This is a genomic window from Brevibacillus brevis (genome assembly GCF_900637055.1).
In the GTDB taxonomy this organism is placed as follows: Bacteria; Bacillota; Bacilli; order Brevibacillales; family Brevibacillaceae; genus Brevibacillus; species Brevibacillus brevis.
This window is the reverse complement of sequence record NZ_LR134338.1, coordinates 6,253,670-6,272,099: the sequence shown is the minus strand read 5'-3', so window position 1 is coordinate 6,272,099 and position 18,430 is coordinate 6,253,670. Positions and strand designations below refer to the sequence as shown.

The 18,430-nt window shown below is 48.7% G+C and carries 15 protein-coding genes and 1 riboswitch; of the genes, 7 read left to right on the top strand and 8 right to left on the bottom strand.

The features are described 5' to 3' along the window. The first annotated feature begins 293 nt into the window (after positions 1–293). Both EL268_RS30405 and EL268_RS30400 read left to right on the top strand, forming a co-directional pair. Positions 294–866, top strand: a complete 573-nt coding sequence (locus EL268_RS30405) for an RNA polymerase sigma factor (RefSeq protein ID WP_106654887.1) — start codon at positions 294–296, stop codon at positions 864–866. Next, complete coding sequence (locus tag EL268_RS30400; RefSeq protein ID WP_106654886.1) at positions 859–2,322, top strand: DUF4179 domain-containing protein; 1,464 nt, start codon at positions 859–861, stop codon at positions 2,320–2,322. Before EL268_RS30405 ends, EL268_RS30400 begins: the two co-directional genes overlap by 8 nt. Before the next feature lie 38 nt (positions 2,323–2,360). Here the strand turns inward: EL268_RS30400 and EL268_RS30395 are convergent, their stop codons facing one another. Further along, positions 2,361–3,644 carry a haloacid dehalogenase-like hydrolase gene (locus tag EL268_RS30395; RefSeq protein WP_106654885.1) on the bottom strand — a complete coding sequence of 428 codons (1,284 nt, stop codon included), beginning with the start codon at positions 3,642–3,644 and terminating at the stop codon, positions 2,361–2,363. 293 nt (positions 3,645–3,937) lie between these two features. On the opposite strand from EL268_RS30395, the gene EL268_RS30390 reads away from it, so the two are divergent. Together EL268_RS30390 and cls are read left to right on the top strand one after the other, a co-directional pair. Beyond that, on the top strand, positions 3,938–4,882 hold the full coding sequence (locus tag EL268_RS30390) for an aminopeptidase (RefSeq protein WP_106654884.1): 945 nt from the start codon (positions 3,938–3,940) through the stop codon (positions 4,880–4,882). 82 nt (positions 4,883–4,964) lie between these two features. Continuing rightward, on the top strand, positions 4,965–6,410 hold the full coding sequence (gene cls / locus EL268_RS30385) for a cardiolipin synthase (protein WP_106654883.1): 1,446 nt from the start codon (positions 4,965–4,967) through the stop codon (positions 6,408–6,410). 70 nt (positions 6,411–6,480) lie between these two features. Here the strand turns inward: cls and EL268_RS30380 are convergent, their stop codons facing one another. Both EL268_RS30380 and EL268_RS30375 read right to left on the bottom strand, forming a co-directional pair. Continuing rightward, positions 6,481–7,170: a hypothetical protein gene (locus EL268_RS30380; RefSeq protein WP_106654882.1), complete on the bottom strand. Its 690-nt coding sequence runs from the start codon at positions 7,168–7,170 to the stop codon at positions 6,481–6,483. 142 nt (positions 7,171–7,312) lie between these two features. Then, positions 7,313–8,293 carry an aromatic ring-hydroxylating oxygenase subunit alpha gene (locus EL268_RS30375; RefSeq protein WP_106654881.1) on the bottom strand — a complete coding sequence of 327 codons (981 nt, stop codon included), beginning with the start codon at positions 8,291–8,293 and terminating at the stop codon, positions 7,313–7,315. Between the two features lie 205 nt (positions 8,294–8,498). Between EL268_RS30375 and EL268_RS30370 the strand changes: the two genes are divergently transcribed. Then, positions 8,499–9,848 carry a nucleobase:cation symporter-2 family protein gene (locus EL268_RS30370; RefSeq protein WP_106654880.1) on the top strand — a complete coding sequence of 450 codons (1,350 nt, stop codon included), beginning with the start codon at positions 8,499–8,501 and terminating at the stop codon, positions 9,846–9,848. Positions 9,849–9,925: 77 nt separating this feature from the next. On the opposite strand, the gene EL268_RS30365 is transcribed toward EL268_RS30370, so the two are convergent. The 3 genes from EL268_RS30365 to EL268_RS30355 all read right to left on the bottom strand — a co-directional run bounded on the left by EL268_RS30365 (position 9,926) and on the right by EL268_RS30355 (position 12,839). Beyond that, positions 9,926–10,309, bottom strand: coding sequence for an OsmC family protein (locus EL268_RS30365; protein ID WP_007720051.1), 384 nt, complete (start codon positions 10,307–10,309; stop codon positions 9,926–9,928). Between the two features lie 93 nt (positions 10,310–10,402). Further along, a complete protein-coding gene (locus tag EL268_RS30360) occupies positions 10,403–12,040 on the bottom strand; it encodes a M20/M25/M40 family metallo-hydrolase (protein WP_106654879.1) in 1,638 nt (545 codons plus the stop codon). Between the two features lie 58 nt (positions 12,041–12,098). Next, positions 12,099–12,839 carry an IclR family transcriptional regulator gene (locus EL268_RS30355; protein ID WP_106654878.1) on the bottom strand — a complete coding sequence of 247 codons (741 nt, stop codon included), beginning with the start codon at positions 12,837–12,839 and terminating at the stop codon, positions 12,099–12,101. A gap of 351 nt (positions 12,840–13,190) precedes the next feature. On the opposite strand from EL268_RS30355, the gene EL268_RS30350 reads away from it, so the two are divergent. Continuing rightward, the gene (locus EL268_RS30350; RefSeq protein ID WP_106654877.1) at positions 13,191–13,955 is read left to right on the top strand and encodes a dimethylarginine dimethylaminohydrolase family protein; all 765 of its coding nucleotides are present in this window, start codon (positions 13,191–13,193) and stop codon (positions 13,953–13,955) included. 72 nt (positions 13,956–14,027) lie between these two features. Then, the gene (locus tag EL268_RS30345) at positions 14,028–15,437 is read left to right on the top strand and encodes an amino acid permease (protein WP_106654876.1); all 1,410 of its coding nucleotides are present in this window, start codon (positions 14,028–14,030) and stop codon (positions 15,435–15,437) included. 75 nt (positions 15,438–15,512) lie between these two features. On the opposite strand, the gene EL268_RS30340 is transcribed toward EL268_RS30345, so the two are convergent. Together EL268_RS30340 and EL268_RS30335 are read right to left on the bottom strand one after the other, a co-directional pair. After that, entirely contained in the window at positions 15,513–16,829 is a 1,317-nt protein-coding gene (locus tag EL268_RS30340; protein ID WP_106654875.1) for a D-arabinono-1,4-lactone oxidase, read from the bottom strand. Next, positions 16,817–18,004 (bottom strand): amino acid deaminase/aldolase, encoded by a 1,188-nt coding sequence (locus tag EL268_RS30335; RefSeq protein WP_106654874.1) that lies wholly within the window; start codon positions 18,002–18,004, stop codon positions 16,817–16,819. The genes EL268_RS30340 and EL268_RS30335 overlap by 13 nt, the downstream gene beginning before the upstream one ends. A gap of 290 nt (positions 18,005–18,294) precedes the next feature. Next, positions 18,295–18,394: riboswitch (purine riboswitch) on the top strand. Positions 18,395–18,430: the final 36 nt, after the last annotated feature.

The following is an 18,430-nucleotide window of genomic DNA, read 5'->3' as shown; positions in this document are numbered from 1 at the left end:
AATCGCAGAGCTTCTAATGATAGATTACGATGAAAATAATAGAATTCGAAAAGTATATGCAGGGAATCTCCTTTTCACCCTAGAGAAATCTTCGTTTTATAAGTGGGACGTAATAAACGTCGAGGAAAAAATGAAACTTAGCCTTTAGGTGGAAAGTTCTTGTAATAGTAATCACCCGTTTCTGTTCAGGGGACGGGTTTTTCCATGTTTAATATTTTTCGTCTATGTAACGTGAACCAAACTCCGCGTTCTCGTGAATATACAGTAGAGCAAAAACGAAGGGAGGGAACGCTGTGGATGAGTGGGAGTTGATTGCCAAATGCCAAGAGGGCGAGCCTGAAGCTTTCGAACAATTGGTCAAGCCCTATCTGGCGATGGCATACCGGACAGCGTATTTGATCATTCATGACAAGCATCTGGCGCAGGACGCCGTTCAGGAAGGGCTCATCGAAGCGTATCAGCACATAGACCGACTCGATAAAAAACGGGGAGTGGCCTTTCGCAATTGGTTATACCGGATTATTACGTTTCGGGCTCTGAATCTGGTACGCAAGCAGAAGCCTGTGGTGGAATACGAAGAGATGATCCCGGAAGAAGCGTTAACGCCGCTGGACAACGTGATCCAGCGAGAGGAGCAGCATCAAATATGGCAGGCGATTCGCAGCATGAAGGCGGAGCATCGCGCGGTTATTATTCTTTACTATTACGAGGGCTTCAGCGTGTCGGAGATCGCCAAAATTACGGGTTCCTTCGAGGGCACGGTTAAATCGCGGATGCACAAGGCCAGAAAGCTGATTGCACAGCACTTGGACAAGGATTGCATTCCATCTGATTTTTTGCGGGAAGGGGCAATGACTCATGACTAACGAGGAGAGGCAAATCCAAGAGACGCTTAGGAAAGTAGCGGGAGCTGTCGAGATACCGAGTTTTCAAATGCCATGCCAGAATAACGCGTTGCAGGTGAGAAGGCGTCCATTTTACCGTAGCAAAAAATGGACATCCATCGGCATCGCCTCCGCTGTCGTACTCGGGCTGCTCGGAACTATGCAAGTGTCCCCAACGTTTGCGGCCTATGTCAAATCGATCTTTGCTCAAGACGGGTTCGATGAAGGAGTGCAACAGGCAGCGAGACAAGGCTTCTCCGAAACATCGAATCTTTCTGTTACCGATCAGGGGATTACCTTGGAGGTAAAGGAAATCATTGCTGACTCGGCGCAGGTAATGGTAGCTTTAATGATAAAACAGTCGGATGGCAAGCAGTTGCTCCCTACATATCCGACAGCGACAAACGCAGAATCCAATGCCGTTGAATTGCTGGATGCCAAAGGGGCGGTCATTTCTGACAAGTGGGGAACAACCTTTGAAGATAATGCCGGATTCATCCGGTTTCTCCTTGGTAAAAAAGGACAGGAGCCCCTTCCGAAAACGTTGTCGATACATTTTGATGAAATCGGTGATAGAAAAGGAAACTGGAAGCTGCAAGTTCCGATCACGATGGCAAAAGCAACGGCCGCAACGACTGTGCTGCCTGTCAATCAAACGCAAGTGACGAAGCATGGATTGAAGATGACCCTGCACCAGATCGTCAACACGCCAACGACCACCCGAATTGAGCTGGAAACACAATGGACAGAGGCGGCCAAAAAACAACTGGAACAAGAGGCGAAAAAGCTAACCGGAAAGACGACGGACCCCGATTATGCTCCATTTCTTCCGTATCAGCAATATATGCTGGGATATTACTACGAGGAGGCAGATGGCAGCAAGGGGAAGGAAAGGCGCAAAGAAAGATCTCATTCTATTGATCGCTATGGGCATTTCCGCTGGATCATGGACGACGATCCGTTGCCAAAAGGGAAAGCAAAGACGCTTGTCATAAATAGCTTCCACAAGGCAATACCGTATGATATGAGTGTCACCTTCCATCCCGATGAGTTGAACAAGAAGCCCGTAATCAAACAAGTGGGAGAAGATATCTTCACAGTGAAAGGCATCAAGCTGGAAAAAGATGAGTTTTCGGAAAAGCAGCAAATGGTAATGGAGGTTGAGGTACTATCCAAAGATATTTCGGATATTTATTTGCCTTGGTGGATAGCCCAAGATGGGCAGGGAACCACTTACCGTGCTAGAAGGAGTACTCAATCCACAGGACCTGCTGACCAGTCAGGACGCGAGCGAGTAACGTACAAATTTTGGATAGTGGACAGCAAAAGCTGGAAAGAAGACGAAATCGACAAGCTCCCGGAGAAGCTTACACTACGACTAGATGCCGTACAGAAAAAATATCCACTCGAGTGGCGAATTCCAGTTATCCATCCATAAAGATAAAACCGCCCCGTACAAAGGGCGGTTTTTCCTGTTTATTTCGCGACCAGCTGCGGCTCTTTCTGCCCAAGTCGGATCGTGGCTTCGCTTGGAATCCACATGCCTGTGTTCTCGTCACGTCCTTGCAGGACGACCGTCGGGTTAGATTTACCCATCTGTTCTGCACCTTTGGCAATTTGCTGCCCAATTTTGCCGCCCTTGACGCGGTTCACGACGAGCACGAGCTGCACGCTGTCCAGCTCTGTCATCATCTCGAAATCACCGTTGCTATCGCCTGCGATGAAGATAGGGCCATGACCATACTTTTTCACCAATACTTCCTGGATCACTTCCGTCTTGCCGTGGGCTACCGTGATCGGGTAGTCAGGCTGGTATACATTCGTGATCCGTCCGTTTTCTGTTTTCAGTCGCATGCCGATGATGTTCTCCGCTGGGAGATTGTAGCCATATTTCGGGAGAGTAGCGAAGACACGAACGACATCCTCCAAGGACGCACTCACGACATACACGTCGATGCCATTGGCACGCAGCGTGTTCATCAGGTTTGCGACTTCGGAAGTGAGGCGCAGGCCTGTTGTATGAGAGGCTTTCACCACGCCTGCTTTGCCTGCCAACGATTTCGGGCTCGTCCAGGTTACTTTTTGAATCGCCATGCCCAGGCCCAGATCATTGGATGCTTCCGCCAACTGTTGCACTTCTTCCACTGTCATGTTCGTGAAGAGGTAGAGTACCCACGGATAGCCAATCGTGTTGCTGTGCGTATCGTTGATTGCTTCATACAAGAAAAACAGCTTGGCTTTAAAATCTGCGAATTGCTCTGTTGCTGTTACTTCTTCCAGCGACTTCGTTCCTTTAAGACCTTGATAATTTTGATATAAGTACGTGTAGTCGGCTACGAGATCAGTCGCGATGGCATCGAGTGTGACAGGCTTGCCGTCGACATTTTTATACGGATCGGAAAACGGTCCCTCTGGTACATTCGTACGGATGACCTTCCCGAATTCTTCCGGTGTGAGCTTGTAAGCCAAATGGTTGATTTGATAGACAAACAGCGCTTCCTCTGTGTCATGCATGATGCTCGTATTGTCCCAGTCAAAAACGACATACGGCTTCTTGTTGGCTTTGTAGGAGGCACTCTTGATGCCGTTTTTCTCAATCAACTCATGGACGGCTTGATAAGTCGCAGGTGCCCATTTCCCCTTGTCGAGCATCTGCACGCTGGTGTCCTTGGCCAGAGCTGGCATCTGCATCGCGAGCAGAGCGACGATCATCAGCATGGTCAGCCACCATGTTTTGTGTTGGGCTTTTCTGTGTGACATTGTTGTCATCCCCTTCTTCTTTTTCTAGATCCCCCAAATGAAAACGCTGTCATTTTCTCAAAAAAAGAAAAAGGCCTTCCCCACGCCTATTGATAAAGCGCGGGTAGAAGACCTCATTGTCTTAAGCGTTTTCATTTGTATTCTAATCATACTAAATCTTGCAGCAAAAGCAAGAAGATTCCGATAAACAGGATAAGGGCAGGACTAACGATCTAATCTAGCGAAGACAGAAGGGCTTGCAAGAAAAAAGTGGATATAATCTAACCATAAATAGATGAGAAGGATGATGCGGCATGACATTGATAGAATCCAGCAAGGGCATTTTGATGAATTGCTTGGCGTTGAAAGCGAATGAGACGTTTTTGGTGGTGGCCGACGAGCGGAAGCGAGACATCGGTGAAGCGATCTGGGAAGCAGGGAAACAGCTCGGGGCAGAAGCGATGCTGATGGTCATGAAGGAGCGGGAAAAGTCCGGGCAAGAGCCTCCTGCAGCTGTTGCAGCGGCGATGAAGAGCGCAGATGTGGTGGTATGTGTGACCCAGCACTCTTTGACGCATACAAAAGCACGCAAAGAAGCGGCAGCAAATGGCACGAGACTGGCTACCATGCCAGCTATTACGGAAGACATGTTCCTTGCGGGAGCGATTTCCGCTGACTATACACAAGTAAAGGCACTCACCGAGCGCGTAACCGAGATGCTGACACGGGCAAGTACCGTGCGAATCGAAAAAGCGGGCAAGTCACTGACGTTTTCCATCGCAGATCGCAATGGGGTGCCGAGTACAGGTATGTACGTCAATCCCGGAGAATCGGGCAACTTGCCTTCCGGAGAAGCGTATATCGCCCCATTGGAAGGGACGGCAGAGGGACAAATCCTCGTCGATGGCTCCATCGCCGGTATCGGGAAAATCGATTCGCCCTTGCTGCTGACGGTCCAAAATGGTCGGATCACAGAGGCAGAAGGAACATCGGCTGAACGCCTCCTGCAAATGCTCGGAGACCAAGACGGGCGGATGCTCGGTGAATTCGGAATCGGAACGAATGACAAGGCGCGTATCACGGGAGTTGTGTTAGAGGACGAGAAGGTGTACGGAACGATTCACGTAGCCTTTGGCAGCAACAACACGTTTGGCGGGACGATTGTCGCGGGGGTACATATTGATCTGGTGGTCAAAGAGCCGGATGTGTATTTGGACGACAAATGTATCATGAAGAGCGGAAAGCTATTGGCAACATAGGACAAACTAGATGGATAGGAAGGATGAATCCCGATAGTAAATGTTGTAATATGGGAGAAATCCTAGAGGTGGATGTGGTGTGATGGCATTGTCTGAAAAAATATTTGCGATTATTACAATAGGTAACCTGATTTTGGCTGCTGTTCTTATTTTCATGGAGAGGCGAAACATTGCGGCAACCTGGGCCTGGTTGATGGTTTTGCTGTTTTTGCCGGGCATCGGGTTTATCGTTTACCTGATTTTTGGACATAAGCTAAGCAAGAAAAAGCTGTATCGGCTCAAAGAAGGGGAATTTTCTCATTTTCGAGCTGCGGTCGATAGACAAAAGCAGTTGCTTGCCCATGGTGAACTACAGGTGAATGACCCTGAGATGGAGAGACACCGCGACATGATTTTCATGAACGTGGTAAGTGATGGAGCGTTTTATACGCAGGATAATACCATTCAGGTTTTTAAGGAAGGCCATAGTCTGTTCAACCTCATGTTCAAACAGATGGAGGAAGCACGCGAGCATATACATTTGCTCTACTATATTTTAAATGACGATGATTTAGGGAAACAGCTCATTCAACTGCTGACGAAGAAGGCACAGGAGGGCGTCGAGGTTCGATTGCTCTATGATGCGGTAGGTTCCTCGGGTGTCTCATCCCGGTTCCTGCGCCCACTGGTAGAAGCAGGGGGACAAGTCGCCTCCTTTTTCCCGGCGAAGATTCCGTTCCTGAATTTTCGGGTCAACTTCCGAAATCATCGCAAGCTGACGATTATTGATGGCAAGATTGGCTATATCGGAGGCTTCAACATCGGGGATGAATACCTGGGCAAGGATAAGAAGCTGGGGTATTGGCGTGATACTCATTTGCTAATTGAGGGAAGAGCGGTGTACATGCTGCAAGCACGCTTTTTCCTGGACTGGAATTTGTCTGCACAAAAAAGAATGAATGAGTCACTCGCGTATTTTCCGGAGATTCATGCCGAGGGCACGATTGGCGTTCAGATCGTTTCGAGCGGGCCGAACTCGGAAAAAGAGCAAATTAAGCATGCTTTTTTGAAAATGATTTACAAGGCACGGAAGAAGATTTACTTGCAGACACCGTATTTCGTTCCCGATGAAAGTATGCTGACCGCACTAAAAATGGCGGCAATGTCCGGCGTGGATGTGCGGGTGATGGTCCCGGGAAGACCTGATCATTTGATGGTATTCTGGGCGACTCATTCTTATCTCGGCGATTTGTTAAAGAGTGGTGTGCGCTGCTTCCTCTACGAAAAAGGCTTCATGCACGCCAAAGCCATTGTGGTCGATACCCAGCTGTCGTCTGTGGGAACGGCCAATGTTGATATTCGCAGCTTCAAGCTGAATTTCGAGACGAATGCGTTTATTTACGATTCGCAGATGGCAGAGGAGCTGGAGGAACTGTTTGTCTCCGATCTGGCTGATTGCCGGGAAATGACATTGGGAGAGTATGTGAACCGACCGCTGCGTTTGCGCTTGCTGGAATCGTTGACGCGGTTGTTGTCTCCACTTTTATAAAAGCGGGATGGAAAGAGGACCTGTTGGCCTATGTGAACAAACGCAGGCTGGCAGGTCCTTTTCCATATGTTTAAAGTGGCAGGGCTTTAAAAGAAATGGCCCTTACATTTAGGTCGTTGTGATTTACAGTTAAGACGACTTTACTCGCATAGCGAGATAAGAATATGAGAAAGGGAGATTCTAAAAGACGATCATTCAACACCCAGTTAAAAGGCAATACAGTGATTTCGTTATTCGGTAAGTGCGACTTAGCCATATATTCCCACAGCCTTGTGTGATTCGTTTCGGCATGGTAAGTAGTCTGATCGATATATTTATCCATGTCCATTTCAAACAGCTTACAGTCAAGCTGGTTGCTTAATCCAAAACTCTCCTTAAAATAAAAGTCAGTTACCAGGGGGGCTATTTTATTTGCATCTGCCAGCTTGGTATACGAATCTTTAATATGCGGCTTTAAATCCTCTAGTCTAATTTCTACTAACTTTCCATCAGCATACACTTCCCGTACTGAATGAAAAAGATTTGTTAGGATTGTAGAGGTGTATTCTTTTAATGGAGAGTCATGGGTGGCGATGCGATAAGAAACATTATTATGAACAACAAAGGGTGCTATAACCCATTGTAAGACGATATCATGCATAAAATCAGGAGTTTCAGGAAGGGATGCTTGTTCGCGTTTTCTAAATGAATAGATAACGTCTTCTTTGTTCCAATGCTCATCGTTGGTGAGGGGGATTGGTATTTCTTTAAGCCAATTCATATAAAACGTCTCCTTCAAAGTAAAAGAGGGATTTTCTGCCTTGGCTGACTGAACTGGTGAGATCTTTGTTACTATCATAAACAAAACACATCTAACCCGCCAATATTCGTTTATGAACGTTTGTTGGCGGGCTTTTCTTCGTTTATGCGGTACCGAACGTAACACCCATCTCCGTCAAGTATTGACGATAAGCGATGCTCGCACGGTCGCATTTTAAGGACAGCTCTACTTGCAGATCGAGCGGCAGGTCCTCAGGCTTTTGATTTTCCACGATCGGTTTATCTTGGGCGAAGATAAGGTTTTGGAAGCTAATGATCTCCTCATCGGAAAGGTTCGTCTCGTAATTAAAAGAAAGGACACCAAACGCTACACTACGTGCTTCATCCAGCGGCAACACAGTCAGCAAAATGGACATGAGATTGCCGTTTTCTGCATCGCGCTTCGTAAATTTTACCGTGAGTGGACGGAGGATTTCGTAGGTGTAATAGACGTGCTTCGCTTGACCAGTACCGTCCGGGTCAGGCTGAAAAATCTTGATCTCATCCGTGCGAATGACACCGTTCTCGTCGCGGTGAACGCGGTAATCCCCGATTTCCATATGCGTTTCGACACCCAAATACCCCTCATGAACGACAGCCAGATGGCCTACATCCAAAAAGTTCTCTACGATGCGTGGAGGCTTGGCCGTTACTGTTTGTGGCCCCCAAATGACATTTCGAAAACGTTGATCCTCAAATTCCGGCTGGGCAAAAAACTCAGGAGATTGGTTGGCGAGATTCACCCACACGAATCCATAGCGCTCTGCACAGCTGTATAAAATAGCGCGCGCCTTGCCGGGAATCGCTTGCTCGGCAGGCAGCTGAGGGATTTTTACACAGGCTCCGGATGCTTCATATTCCCAACCGTGATACGGACAGACCAGCTTTCCATCTCGGACACAGCCCAGAGACAGGGCAGCGCCTCTGTGAATACAGAGGTCTTTAAACGCATGGATTCCTTCTTCGTTGCGGAAGAGGACGACCCGCTCGCCCATAATGGTGACCTGGATCGGGCGGTCTTGTACATCCACCGAACGACAGGCGACAATCCACTCATTACGCAGCACGGTATCTTGCACGATCATTGATGAGACACTCCTTTGACGATACTTCGGTTATTCACCCATTGTAGCGGGAGAGTAGAAAGGAAGTCAACAGAAAACACGAACATTATAAAGTGATGCCACCTATTTATTACGTGAATAGTTGCCTAAAAACGTAATTATCCGGTATAATCCCACTTATATCGTTCGTAATTAGCTAAAATACCACTAGGGAGGCCTTTTGAAAGTGGAACAACATCGCGAAAGCAATCAGCTTGTTGTGGGCGTCGATGACAAAATCAGTGTGGGCAAGGCGTTTTTACTTGGTTTGCAGCATGTGTTGGCTATGGACTTGTACATTGCTCCTATTATTATTGCTGGGCTGCTGACCATGGACGCTTCAAGCACTTCTTTCTTTATTCAAATGTGTTTTCTCGCGACGGGTATCGGGACGTTGATCCAGACTGGCTTTGGATTGCGTTTGCCTGTCGTGCAAGGCCCTTCCTATGTACCCATCGGCGCGCTGGCTGCGATTGGCAGTAAGCTGGGGATGGGTGCGATGATTGGCAGCATGATCCCTGGAGCGCTGTTTGTGGCTCTGATGGGTTATCCATTGAAATGGTTTGCCAAAGCGGTTCGCAAATTCATTCCACCGCTCGTAGGCGGGACAGTGATCATCATCGTGGGCATTGCTCTGATGCCAACAGGGATGGGAAACATTTATCACTCCCCGGGAAATATTTGGACAAACATTTTGATTGCCGCCGTTTCTGCTGGTGTGCTTGTCATCTGTATGCTGCTTGGCACAAGAGCAAAGGTTGCGGGTGCGTTTTTTAGACTTGTATCTGTCCTGATTGCGATTTTCGTCGGAACGGTAACCGCTGCTTTTTTTGGAACGGTAGATTTTAGTCCGGTTGGACAAGCACCGTGGCTGTCCATGCCGAAGCTGTTTCCGTACGGGGCTCCTGTATTTGATCTCAGTGCTGTTTTGACGATGCTTTTTGTTTATTTGATTATCATGATTGAAACAACAGGGACCTGGTTCGTCGTCTCAACGGTAACGAACAGTGAATTGACGGAGGAGCGACTGAATCACGGTGCTGTCGGTGAAGGCTTGGGGTGCTTTGTCGGGGCATTGTTCGGAGGTACACCTACGACTGGCTATTCCTCCAATGCCGGGTTGATTGCGGTGACAGGAGTAGGGAGCCGGATGGCGATTATGGCCGGAGGATTGATCTTGATTGCCCTTGGGTTGGTGCCGAAGCTGTCAGCGGCGATTACCTGTATACCGGAGCCAGTCATCAACGGAATTTTTGGGATCGTGTGTGTAGCGATTGTGGCGAACGGAATCAAAGTCATTCAAAACATTACGATTGATGATCGGACGATGATGGTGATCGGTTTGCCGATTCTGCTGACAATGGCGGTAACGGTCCTGCCAAAAGATGCGCTCGCAGGAGTACCTGATTTCGTGAACTACATTTTATCTTCAGGCATTACAGTAGGAGCGTTGGCAACGGTTCTTTTGAATCTGCTCATTCCAGAAGGCAAAAAGAACGGAGTGAAGGTTCCACAGCAACAGCCTGTAAGTCATTGAGTTAGCAAATAGTAAAACAGCCCGGTCACTTCAGATCGGGCTGTTTTCTTGTTTTTCGATATGGTTTTGGACCACTGTTATGATACCAATTCAAAGGACTCGGTTACGACGATGCTTCCCTTGACAGATTGGACCATCGGGCAGTTTTTGCTCGCGGCTTCGATGGCTTTTTGCACTTTTTCTTCTTTCATATTTTCTCCCGTAATGATGAAGTGGAGGTGAATTTTTTCAACCCGATTTGCCTCTGCCTCATTTCGCTGAACATCTGCTGTTACTTTCATGTCCGTGCACGGCATTCTCATCTTGTCTAATACTTTTCGCAAAACACCGCCACTGCAAACAGCGATGGAAGAGACCAGGAGCTGATAGGGGCGAAAGCCATACTGTTCATCACCGGATACGTGCAGCTCACCGTAGGACAGTTGAGTGACAAAGCCATTTTCTTTTGCTTGAAATTCCATGCGTAACCCTCCCATGAAATGGTTTTCTTCATTATAAGGAAAAAGGCTCCCGTGCGACAGTAATCTATCGGTACAGGAACCTTCTCCCTTTTGCTATTCCTTCAATGCTTTCCCATTTTGCAAGAGAGACTGGATGCAGCGTGGAAGCATGTCTTTTAACGTATCGAATGCATAGTCGACGTCCAGACGCTCTGTCCACTGATGGGCGTCACGTCCGACTGGACCGAGGTTCATGACAGGTACATCAAAAGCTTCGAGCTCTTGGAGCGGAATGGAGTAGCCGTTGTCCCACAAAGGCATGTTCGCTACCAATGGCTTCATGGAAGCCGCCGGATATTGGAGTCCGACGTAGCTCAAGTCAGAGATGCCGCCAAAGTAGTTTTGTTTGACCAAATTAACCTGGTGCTGATCTCTCGCGTATGCTTTCATCTCTTCCATCGTTTGTTGGATCAGAGGATGATTGCGCGAGCTGACTGCCGGGTAAAACGGTGGAGCGAAGAACAAGATCATCATTGGCGACAGTTCTTTGCACAAAATCGCTAATTGATCCACCAGCTCGATCGTGGTGTCGCGATCGTCCTTGTCGCCGCGGTTGGCGATCACATCTGCTTCCAGCTGGCGGAGCCTTTCTTCCCCGTGCGTTTTCTTCGCGTAGGCGTACAGCTCTTCGTAAGTCATGACAGAAATGGACAGATCACGCGGGCTGAAAGGCGCAAAGTTGGCAAACTGGCTCGCGTGCTTCAGGTAGTTTTGCTTCATGCGCTCTGCGACATTTCTTGCCGATTCCAGCAGCGGCTCTACGACATCCTCCATTTGCTTTTCCAGCAGGAACAGGTTGAAAAGCGTCACAGCACGGTGCGGAATTTGCACCGAGTACTCTTTTTTCAAATCCTTTTGGATCAGGTTCGTCGGCGGAGGAGAGGCTTCCCCCTCGACGACCTCGCAAAAGGATGTGTTCAGCTCGAGCTCACATGTAATTTGAGAGGCCATGTAATTGCCGTTTAACCCAGCAAAAGGCTCGCCGACATGTGTTTCTTTGCCGTAGCAGAGGAAGCCAGGCAGCACTTTTCCGATGGAGCCTGTGTACAAGTACGTATTCGTATCCCCTGGATAGCGGGTAAACATCGGCTCGGAGTTGAGTACGGTGGTGTAGCTCAGGTCGAATTCTTCGGCGATTTTCAAAAGCGCTGGGACTGCTGCCCGCATCCCGACAGAATTCACCTCTTCGTCAGGGACGGTGAGAAGCAATATGTTGCCGTCGAACTCTCCAGCAATCGCTTGCTCAATCATCGACATGTGCAGCGTCAGTCCGCATTTCATATCCATGGTGCCACGACCAAACAGCCAGTTGCCGGTGCGGATATCCTGTTGAACGTCGGCTGGCATATCCGCTTGGTTTTGCTGGAAGAGAGGAGTGAGGGCCTTCGGATCAAAAGCATGCTTCATCCAGGCGCCGTAATCCTCGACATCGACCACATCAAAATGGCTGACGAGAATGACGGTGTCCCGTACCCCTTCCTTTTTAACCAGAGCAGTGACAAAATGGCGCCCGTCTCCAGTCGGATTCGCACGCACATGATCGGGATTGGCTTGATAATAAGGCAGGGTGCGCAGCTGATCGACGACGTAGCCAGGCAAGTCCTTTTCGGCAGCTGATCCTGTAATGCTTGGGATGCTTACCAAATTGCACAAGAGATCAACGAGCTGCTCTTTTGATTGCCATTTTTGCATAAAAAACGCCTCCGTTTTCCGTATAGTGAAAACTGTTTCCGATTAGTGGGCAAAAAAATTAAGGTAAGGCACCGATCTTGTGGGAAATTTCTTTGGCACTATGTTGGGCTTGTTCAATGAGTGAGGACAAGAGTTGCTCGTTGATCCGATAGCTCGGAACGCCGATACTCAGAGCACCTACGACCTTTTGGTTAACGCCGAAGATAGGAGCGGCAATGGATGCGGTGCCCTCGGTTTTCTCACCGTAGCTGACTGCATAGCCGTTTTGTCTGATTTCTGGGAGTCGTTCTAACAGCTCGCGACGTTTTTCTGCATCCGGGATTAAACCGGTCACGATTTGCTCTGCTTCGATCGGATTCATGCTGGCGAGAATCGTTTTGTTTGCCGCACCAATATGTAGCGGAATACGCTCGCCCAGATTATCCATGCTTCTGACAGACAGGGGACCTTCCACTCGTTCGAGTACGATGGCATGAGAGCCTTGCGGAATGTTCAGATAGACAGTTTCGCGTACATCTGCTGCCAATTGTTCCATGACAGTTCGGGCGACAGCGCGCATATCCATCTTGTCCAGGATGCGCAGCCCGATTTCCATCCACGTATAGCCGACCTTGTACTGCTTGCTCTCAGGAACCTGGAGGATGAGTCCGTGTTTGATGAGGCTGCTTATTAAACGGTGTACCGTACTCAGTGGCAGGTTCGTTTGTTCTGCAATTTCTGAGATGGACCAATGCTGCTTGTTTGGATCTGATACCAGGACGGAGATGATGCTCATCGCCCGGTCAATCGATTGTACCAACGTAGGTTACCTCCTGGCTTTGTTGCATTGTGACTGTTCGTTGAATGTCACGCCAGCTTAATATGACCTCAATCTATCAGAATTTTTCAGCCGAATCAATATCATTTAGACTAGATAAAAATTCATTGACAAAAAATTTGAAACTATTTTACATTAGGAGTGTAATTTTGTATTGCAGAAGCGATTCCACAATGCGGAATATTTCTGAGTAATTACTCAGAGAAGAATGAATGCAACATGGTGGCGATGAACAAGCAAAAGCAGTAGATGCGAAAGCGTTTACATGCTCGTTTCTCCGCCGTCTACTGTTACCAAAAGCAAGATTCGAAAACAGAAGGGAGATCTATCATCATGAAATTTTCACGTGCGATTGTAAGAAAACCGGGAAAGAGTTATGTAAATGGTTTGACGACTTCTGATTTGGGTACACCTGATTTTGAACTTGCTCTTAAACAGCATGCCGCTTATGTAGAAGCGCTGAAACAGACAGGTTTGGATGTAACCGTTCTGGAAGCGGACGAGCGTTTCCCGGATTCTACGTTTGTCGAAGATACAGCGGTCCTCACGGAAAAGTGCGCCGTTATCACCAATCCCGGTGCAGAAAGCCGCAATGGTGAAATTGAGGATATGAAATTGGTGCTTCCTCGTTTTTATGACACGATTGAATATATTCAGGCCCCTGGCTTCCTCGATGGTGGAGACGTCATGCAGGTAGACAACCATTTCTATGTCGGTCTGTCGACACGCACCAATGAAGAAGGAGCCATCCAGTTCCGCGAGATTCTCTCCAAGTACGGATATGAAGTCACCATTGTTCCGTTGAAAGAGTTTTTCCACCTGAAAACAGGAATCGCCTACCTTGGCAATTACTTGCTGGTTCTGGCTGGGGAGTTCATTGATTCTGAAGTATTTAGCCAATACAAGCATCTGGTCGTGGAAAAAGAAGTCGAGTACTCTGCGAACTGCATCCATATCAACGACTACGTCATTATTCCAAAAGGCTTTGAGAGCACGAAAAAGCAAATCACTGACGCTGGCTACAATGTGATTGAGCTGGATATGTCTGAATTCCAGAAACAAGACGGAGGATTGAGCTGCCTGTCCCTGCGTTTCTAGCGCAGGCAGTTCTCTCTTCTTTTATAGACCCTTGATAGACCTCTTAATAAGCTAGTGAAAGAGAGGAATCATATGAACAGTGGGAATGAAAGAGATACACAGCTACAACGCTCCATGAAAAGTCGCCACTTGTTTATGCTGTCGTTAGGTGGCGTGATCGGGACAGGGCTCTTCCTCAACGCTGGCTTCACGATTAATCAGGCTGGACCTGGCGGAGCGCTAGTCGCCTATATCGTCGGCGGGATTTTGCTGTACCTGGTCATGACATGCCTGGGTGAGCTTTCTGTAAAAATGCCAGTAACAGGCTCTTTCCAAGCCTACGCCAGCAAGTACATTGGTCCAGCGAGCGGGTTTACACTGGGATGGATGTATTGGCTAGGGTCAGCTACAACGGCCGGGGTAGAGTTCACTGCCGCGGGCATGGTCATGCAACGGTGGTTCCCGGATACGCCGATCTGGATCTGGTGCGCGCTCTTTATCGTTTTGCTCTTTGCCTTCAATGCGCTGACGACAAAAGGGTTTGCGGAAACCGAGTACTGGTTTGCCGGAATTAAAGTATTGGCTGTACTTATGTTTATTATTGTCGGACTAGGTGCTATATTCGGTATTGTCAGTATGGAAGGAAGGACCGCTCCGTTTCTCTCCAACTTCTCGGCAGATGGGGGACTATTCCCGTTTGGCATTGCGATCGTTTTTGTAACGATGATGAACGTGGTATTCTCTTATCAAGGCTCTGAACTGATCGGAATTGCAGCTGGGGAAGCAGAAAACCCGCAGAAGACCATTCCGCGGGCGATTCGCAACGTTGTGTTTCGTATTCTCGTGTTCTATGTGGCGTCGGTCACGATCTTGTCCGCCCTCTTTCCGTCGAGTGAGCTGGGACTCTTGGAAAGTCCGTTTGTGACGGTATTTGATGCAGTGGGGATTCCATTTGCAGCGGATATCATGAACTTCGTTATCTTGACGGCTTTGTTGTCTGTTGGCAATTCATGCTTGTACGCAGCCACTCGCTTGTTGTGGTCCCTTTCCCATAGCAATATGGCGCATCCTGTTTTTGGAAAATTGACCAAGCGTAAAGTACCCTTGAACGCACTCTTGGCGACGCTGGCGTTCTCGCTTCTGTCTCTGTTAACCAGTGTGGTTGCGGCGGATACGGTATACGTGCTGCTCATGTCTGTATCTGGTATTGCGGTCACCTTCACGTGGATGGGGATTGCTCTCTCTCAATTCAATTTTCGCCGTCAATACTTGCGTGAGGGTGGAAAAATAGAGAATTTACAGTTCGTAGCACCGTTTTACCCGGTGATGCCGCTCCTGTGTCTGGCTCTTTGCACATTCATTCTTATCTTCCCGGCGTTTGACCCGACACAGCGAATTGGACTCTTCTACGGAATTGGTGCGTTGGTGCTGTTCTATACCTTTTATTATGTGCGCTACGGACGCAAAAAGGTGCATAAACCGAATCTCCCAACGCAAGGCTAAGCCTTCCTGCTCAATAGAAAAATGCCCCTGCCATGATGATATGGTCGGGGCATTTTTGTGGCGTAAGGATTGTCTTCAGGAGATGCCGAACAGATCAGCCAAATACGGGTTCACGAACAAGCCGTCAGGGTCGAGTTCAGAGCGAATGGCGAGGAAATCGGGTAAGCGCGGATAGACCTGATGAAGCTGCTCGGCGGTCATGCTGTGCATTTTCCCCCAGTGTGGACGTCCGCCATATCGGGCGAAAATCTCCTCCATCCGGGCAAAGTACGCTTCGTAAGGCATGCCCTTGTACATGTGGACGGCAATGAAGGCACTATCCCTTTCGTAAGCGGGACTGAGCCAGATGTCGTCCTTTTTGACGTACCGGCATTCCAGCGGAAAATGAACGGCAAAGCGTTCCTGCTCAATCGCCTGACGCAGCTCCCGTATGGCTTCGCCCATATGCTCAGCAGGTAAGCAGTATTCCATTTCGTAAAAGCGAACAAGGCGAGGAGTGGCGAAAAGCTGATGGCTATAGCCGCTCTCATGGACAGAGGGGACGCTTTGGGCGGACAGCCTGCTGACGCTTTTGGTGAGTGAAGGGCGCAATCGGCAGCTCTCGGACAAGAGCCAAAAAAGCCCATTTTCCACGACCATTTTTTTCAAATAGCTCCAGCGTTGATTGCCGCTGGGGGGATCGCTGGTCTCGTTCATGAATTTCACCTGAACGGTGTCCGAATACGGGAAGATAAAAAATTCGAAATGCCGATGCTCGGTTTTAAAAGTGTCCAGAGAGGACAGGCACTCCTCTAGCTGCATGCGACGGCTTTGGTAGCGCAGGCGATAGGCTGGGAGGACTCGCAGCTTGACGCGTACAATGATGCCCAAGAGACCAAGAGAGACTTGCATGGCTTTGAACAGCTCCGGACGAGCTTGCTCGGATACTTCCAAGACCTCCCCGGATGCGGTCACGACTGTCAGCCCGACGATTTGCGTGGAGATGCTGCCAAAATGAATGCCTGTGCCATGTGTTCCGGTGCTGACGGCCCCTGCAATGGACTGGGCGTTAATGTCTCCAAGGTTTTCTTGAGAGTAGCCCGCTTGATGCAGGAGGTGTCCGAGTGTCTTGAGCTTGGTGCCTGCCCAGACTTCAACGGTATCATCGGCAGGGTTTACACTGACGATTCCTTGGAGATGATCCAAGGATAGCAAACAATCTTCTGTCTGGACGAGCCGCGTGAAGGAATGACCGGAGCCGACGACTCGAATCCGTGTACCTGCCTTCTTGCAAGCACGGACAAGCTGCACGACCTCATCCACGGACTCTGGCATCGCGACTTGCTTCGGCTGGCTTTGTACATTTCCTGTCCAATTGGTCCAGTGATTCGCGTGCTTCTTTACAGTGAGCATAATCCATCCCCCCGATAGGTGGTCACTTCCTCGATGATTTTCCCGCCAGAGATGCAATACAGCCGGGTAAAACGTTCGCAGAGCTCTCCTGCTTTGGCATGGCGAAAAAAGATCGGGTCTCCCAACTCCAGCGTTTCCATGCCTTGATAGTGGATCGGTGTCTGTACCTCACCTGCTCCTTCGTTGGGGAACAGCTTTGCTCCCGCTGGCAAGTAAGGCTTGGGGAGTCTGTCACGCCCAGCAGAACCAGAGGCGATGTAGCCGCCGCCAGCACATGTGTAGATATGCTCTGTGGGCTTGCGAATAATCTCCAGAGCAAATCCGGCAGCAGGATGAAACTGAAAATCTTGAAAGTAGTCAAAAAGCCCAGGCGAAAAAAATCCGGAGCCTGCTGTAACCTCTGTAACAGCGTCTTCTTTCCCGGTCAAGTGCAAGCTCCCCGTTCCTCCACCGTTTACGAAGCGGAGAGAAATGCCTAGCTCGCGAATGGCATGCACCAGTGTGGCACGTCGAGCAGCCACTTCTTTCACGGAATATTGCTTGAGGAGACGAATGATGCTGTTTTTCAGGAATTGACGAGGGTATCGATCACCTACGCCGGCAATTTGAGCTTCGTACCCCATGACACCATCTAGGTAGAGATGATCGGAGGAAGCAACGCGCTTGGCAAGGGAGAGGGACGCCTCGAGAGAGCGAAGAGGGGAGCGCCAGACGCCGAAATGCAGCCCCAGCACATCAGATGACATGTCGATATCGAGACAGACCGGCAGTCTGGTTCCTGTTTCCCGGGCGATTTGTTCGAGCTGTTCGACATGAGGGAGAGAGTCGATCATCAAAGTAATGGAGCGTCCGTTCTTAATCTCAGAGGCGATGGACAAAAGCCAGCTTTTTTCCCAGAGCGGATAGCCTAGCAGCAGGTCATCGAAGCCTGCCTCGCACAGGTGAAGCACCTCAGGAGCGGAATAGCACATGAGACCACGAAAGCAATCGTCCAACTGCAATACATGTTTGAGAATGGCAACGCTTCGGATCGACTTGCTCGCGATTCGAACGGGTTTTCCATTGCTTTGCAAACTGATTTGCTCCGCATTTTCCTCCAGCAGATCTAGGTCGACGAAAGCGAACGGCTTGGGAACACCGGCAAAGGCAGACTGATAATAGCGATAATCCCGCATGAACAGGCCCCATCCTTTTTGAGTGAAATAATGATCGTGAAATATTTCGTAAAATTCTCTCTATTCTGCTCATTTGTGATCGATTCCTTCCTGAGCAGATGGGCGTCATGTACAGAAATAACGAATGTTCGTTTTTTTAATGTTCGTGTTTTGGGTGATTTGTCGATTGTAAAGGCGTGTTAACATTAAAATTAACTTTAAAAAACGAATAAATAGGTTGTTTCCGGTTGACTTGATTCACCTTATAAGCTACTATACATATTGTTGTGAAGAACAACACAGGCTTGACGAATGAAATAGTGATTTGTATTCGTATATCCTCAGAAATATGGTTTGAGGGTCTCTACAGGGAACCGTAAATTCCCGGCTACGAATAGGGCAGTTTTGGTATACCCTATTCGTCGGCCGGGAATTTTTTGCATTTTT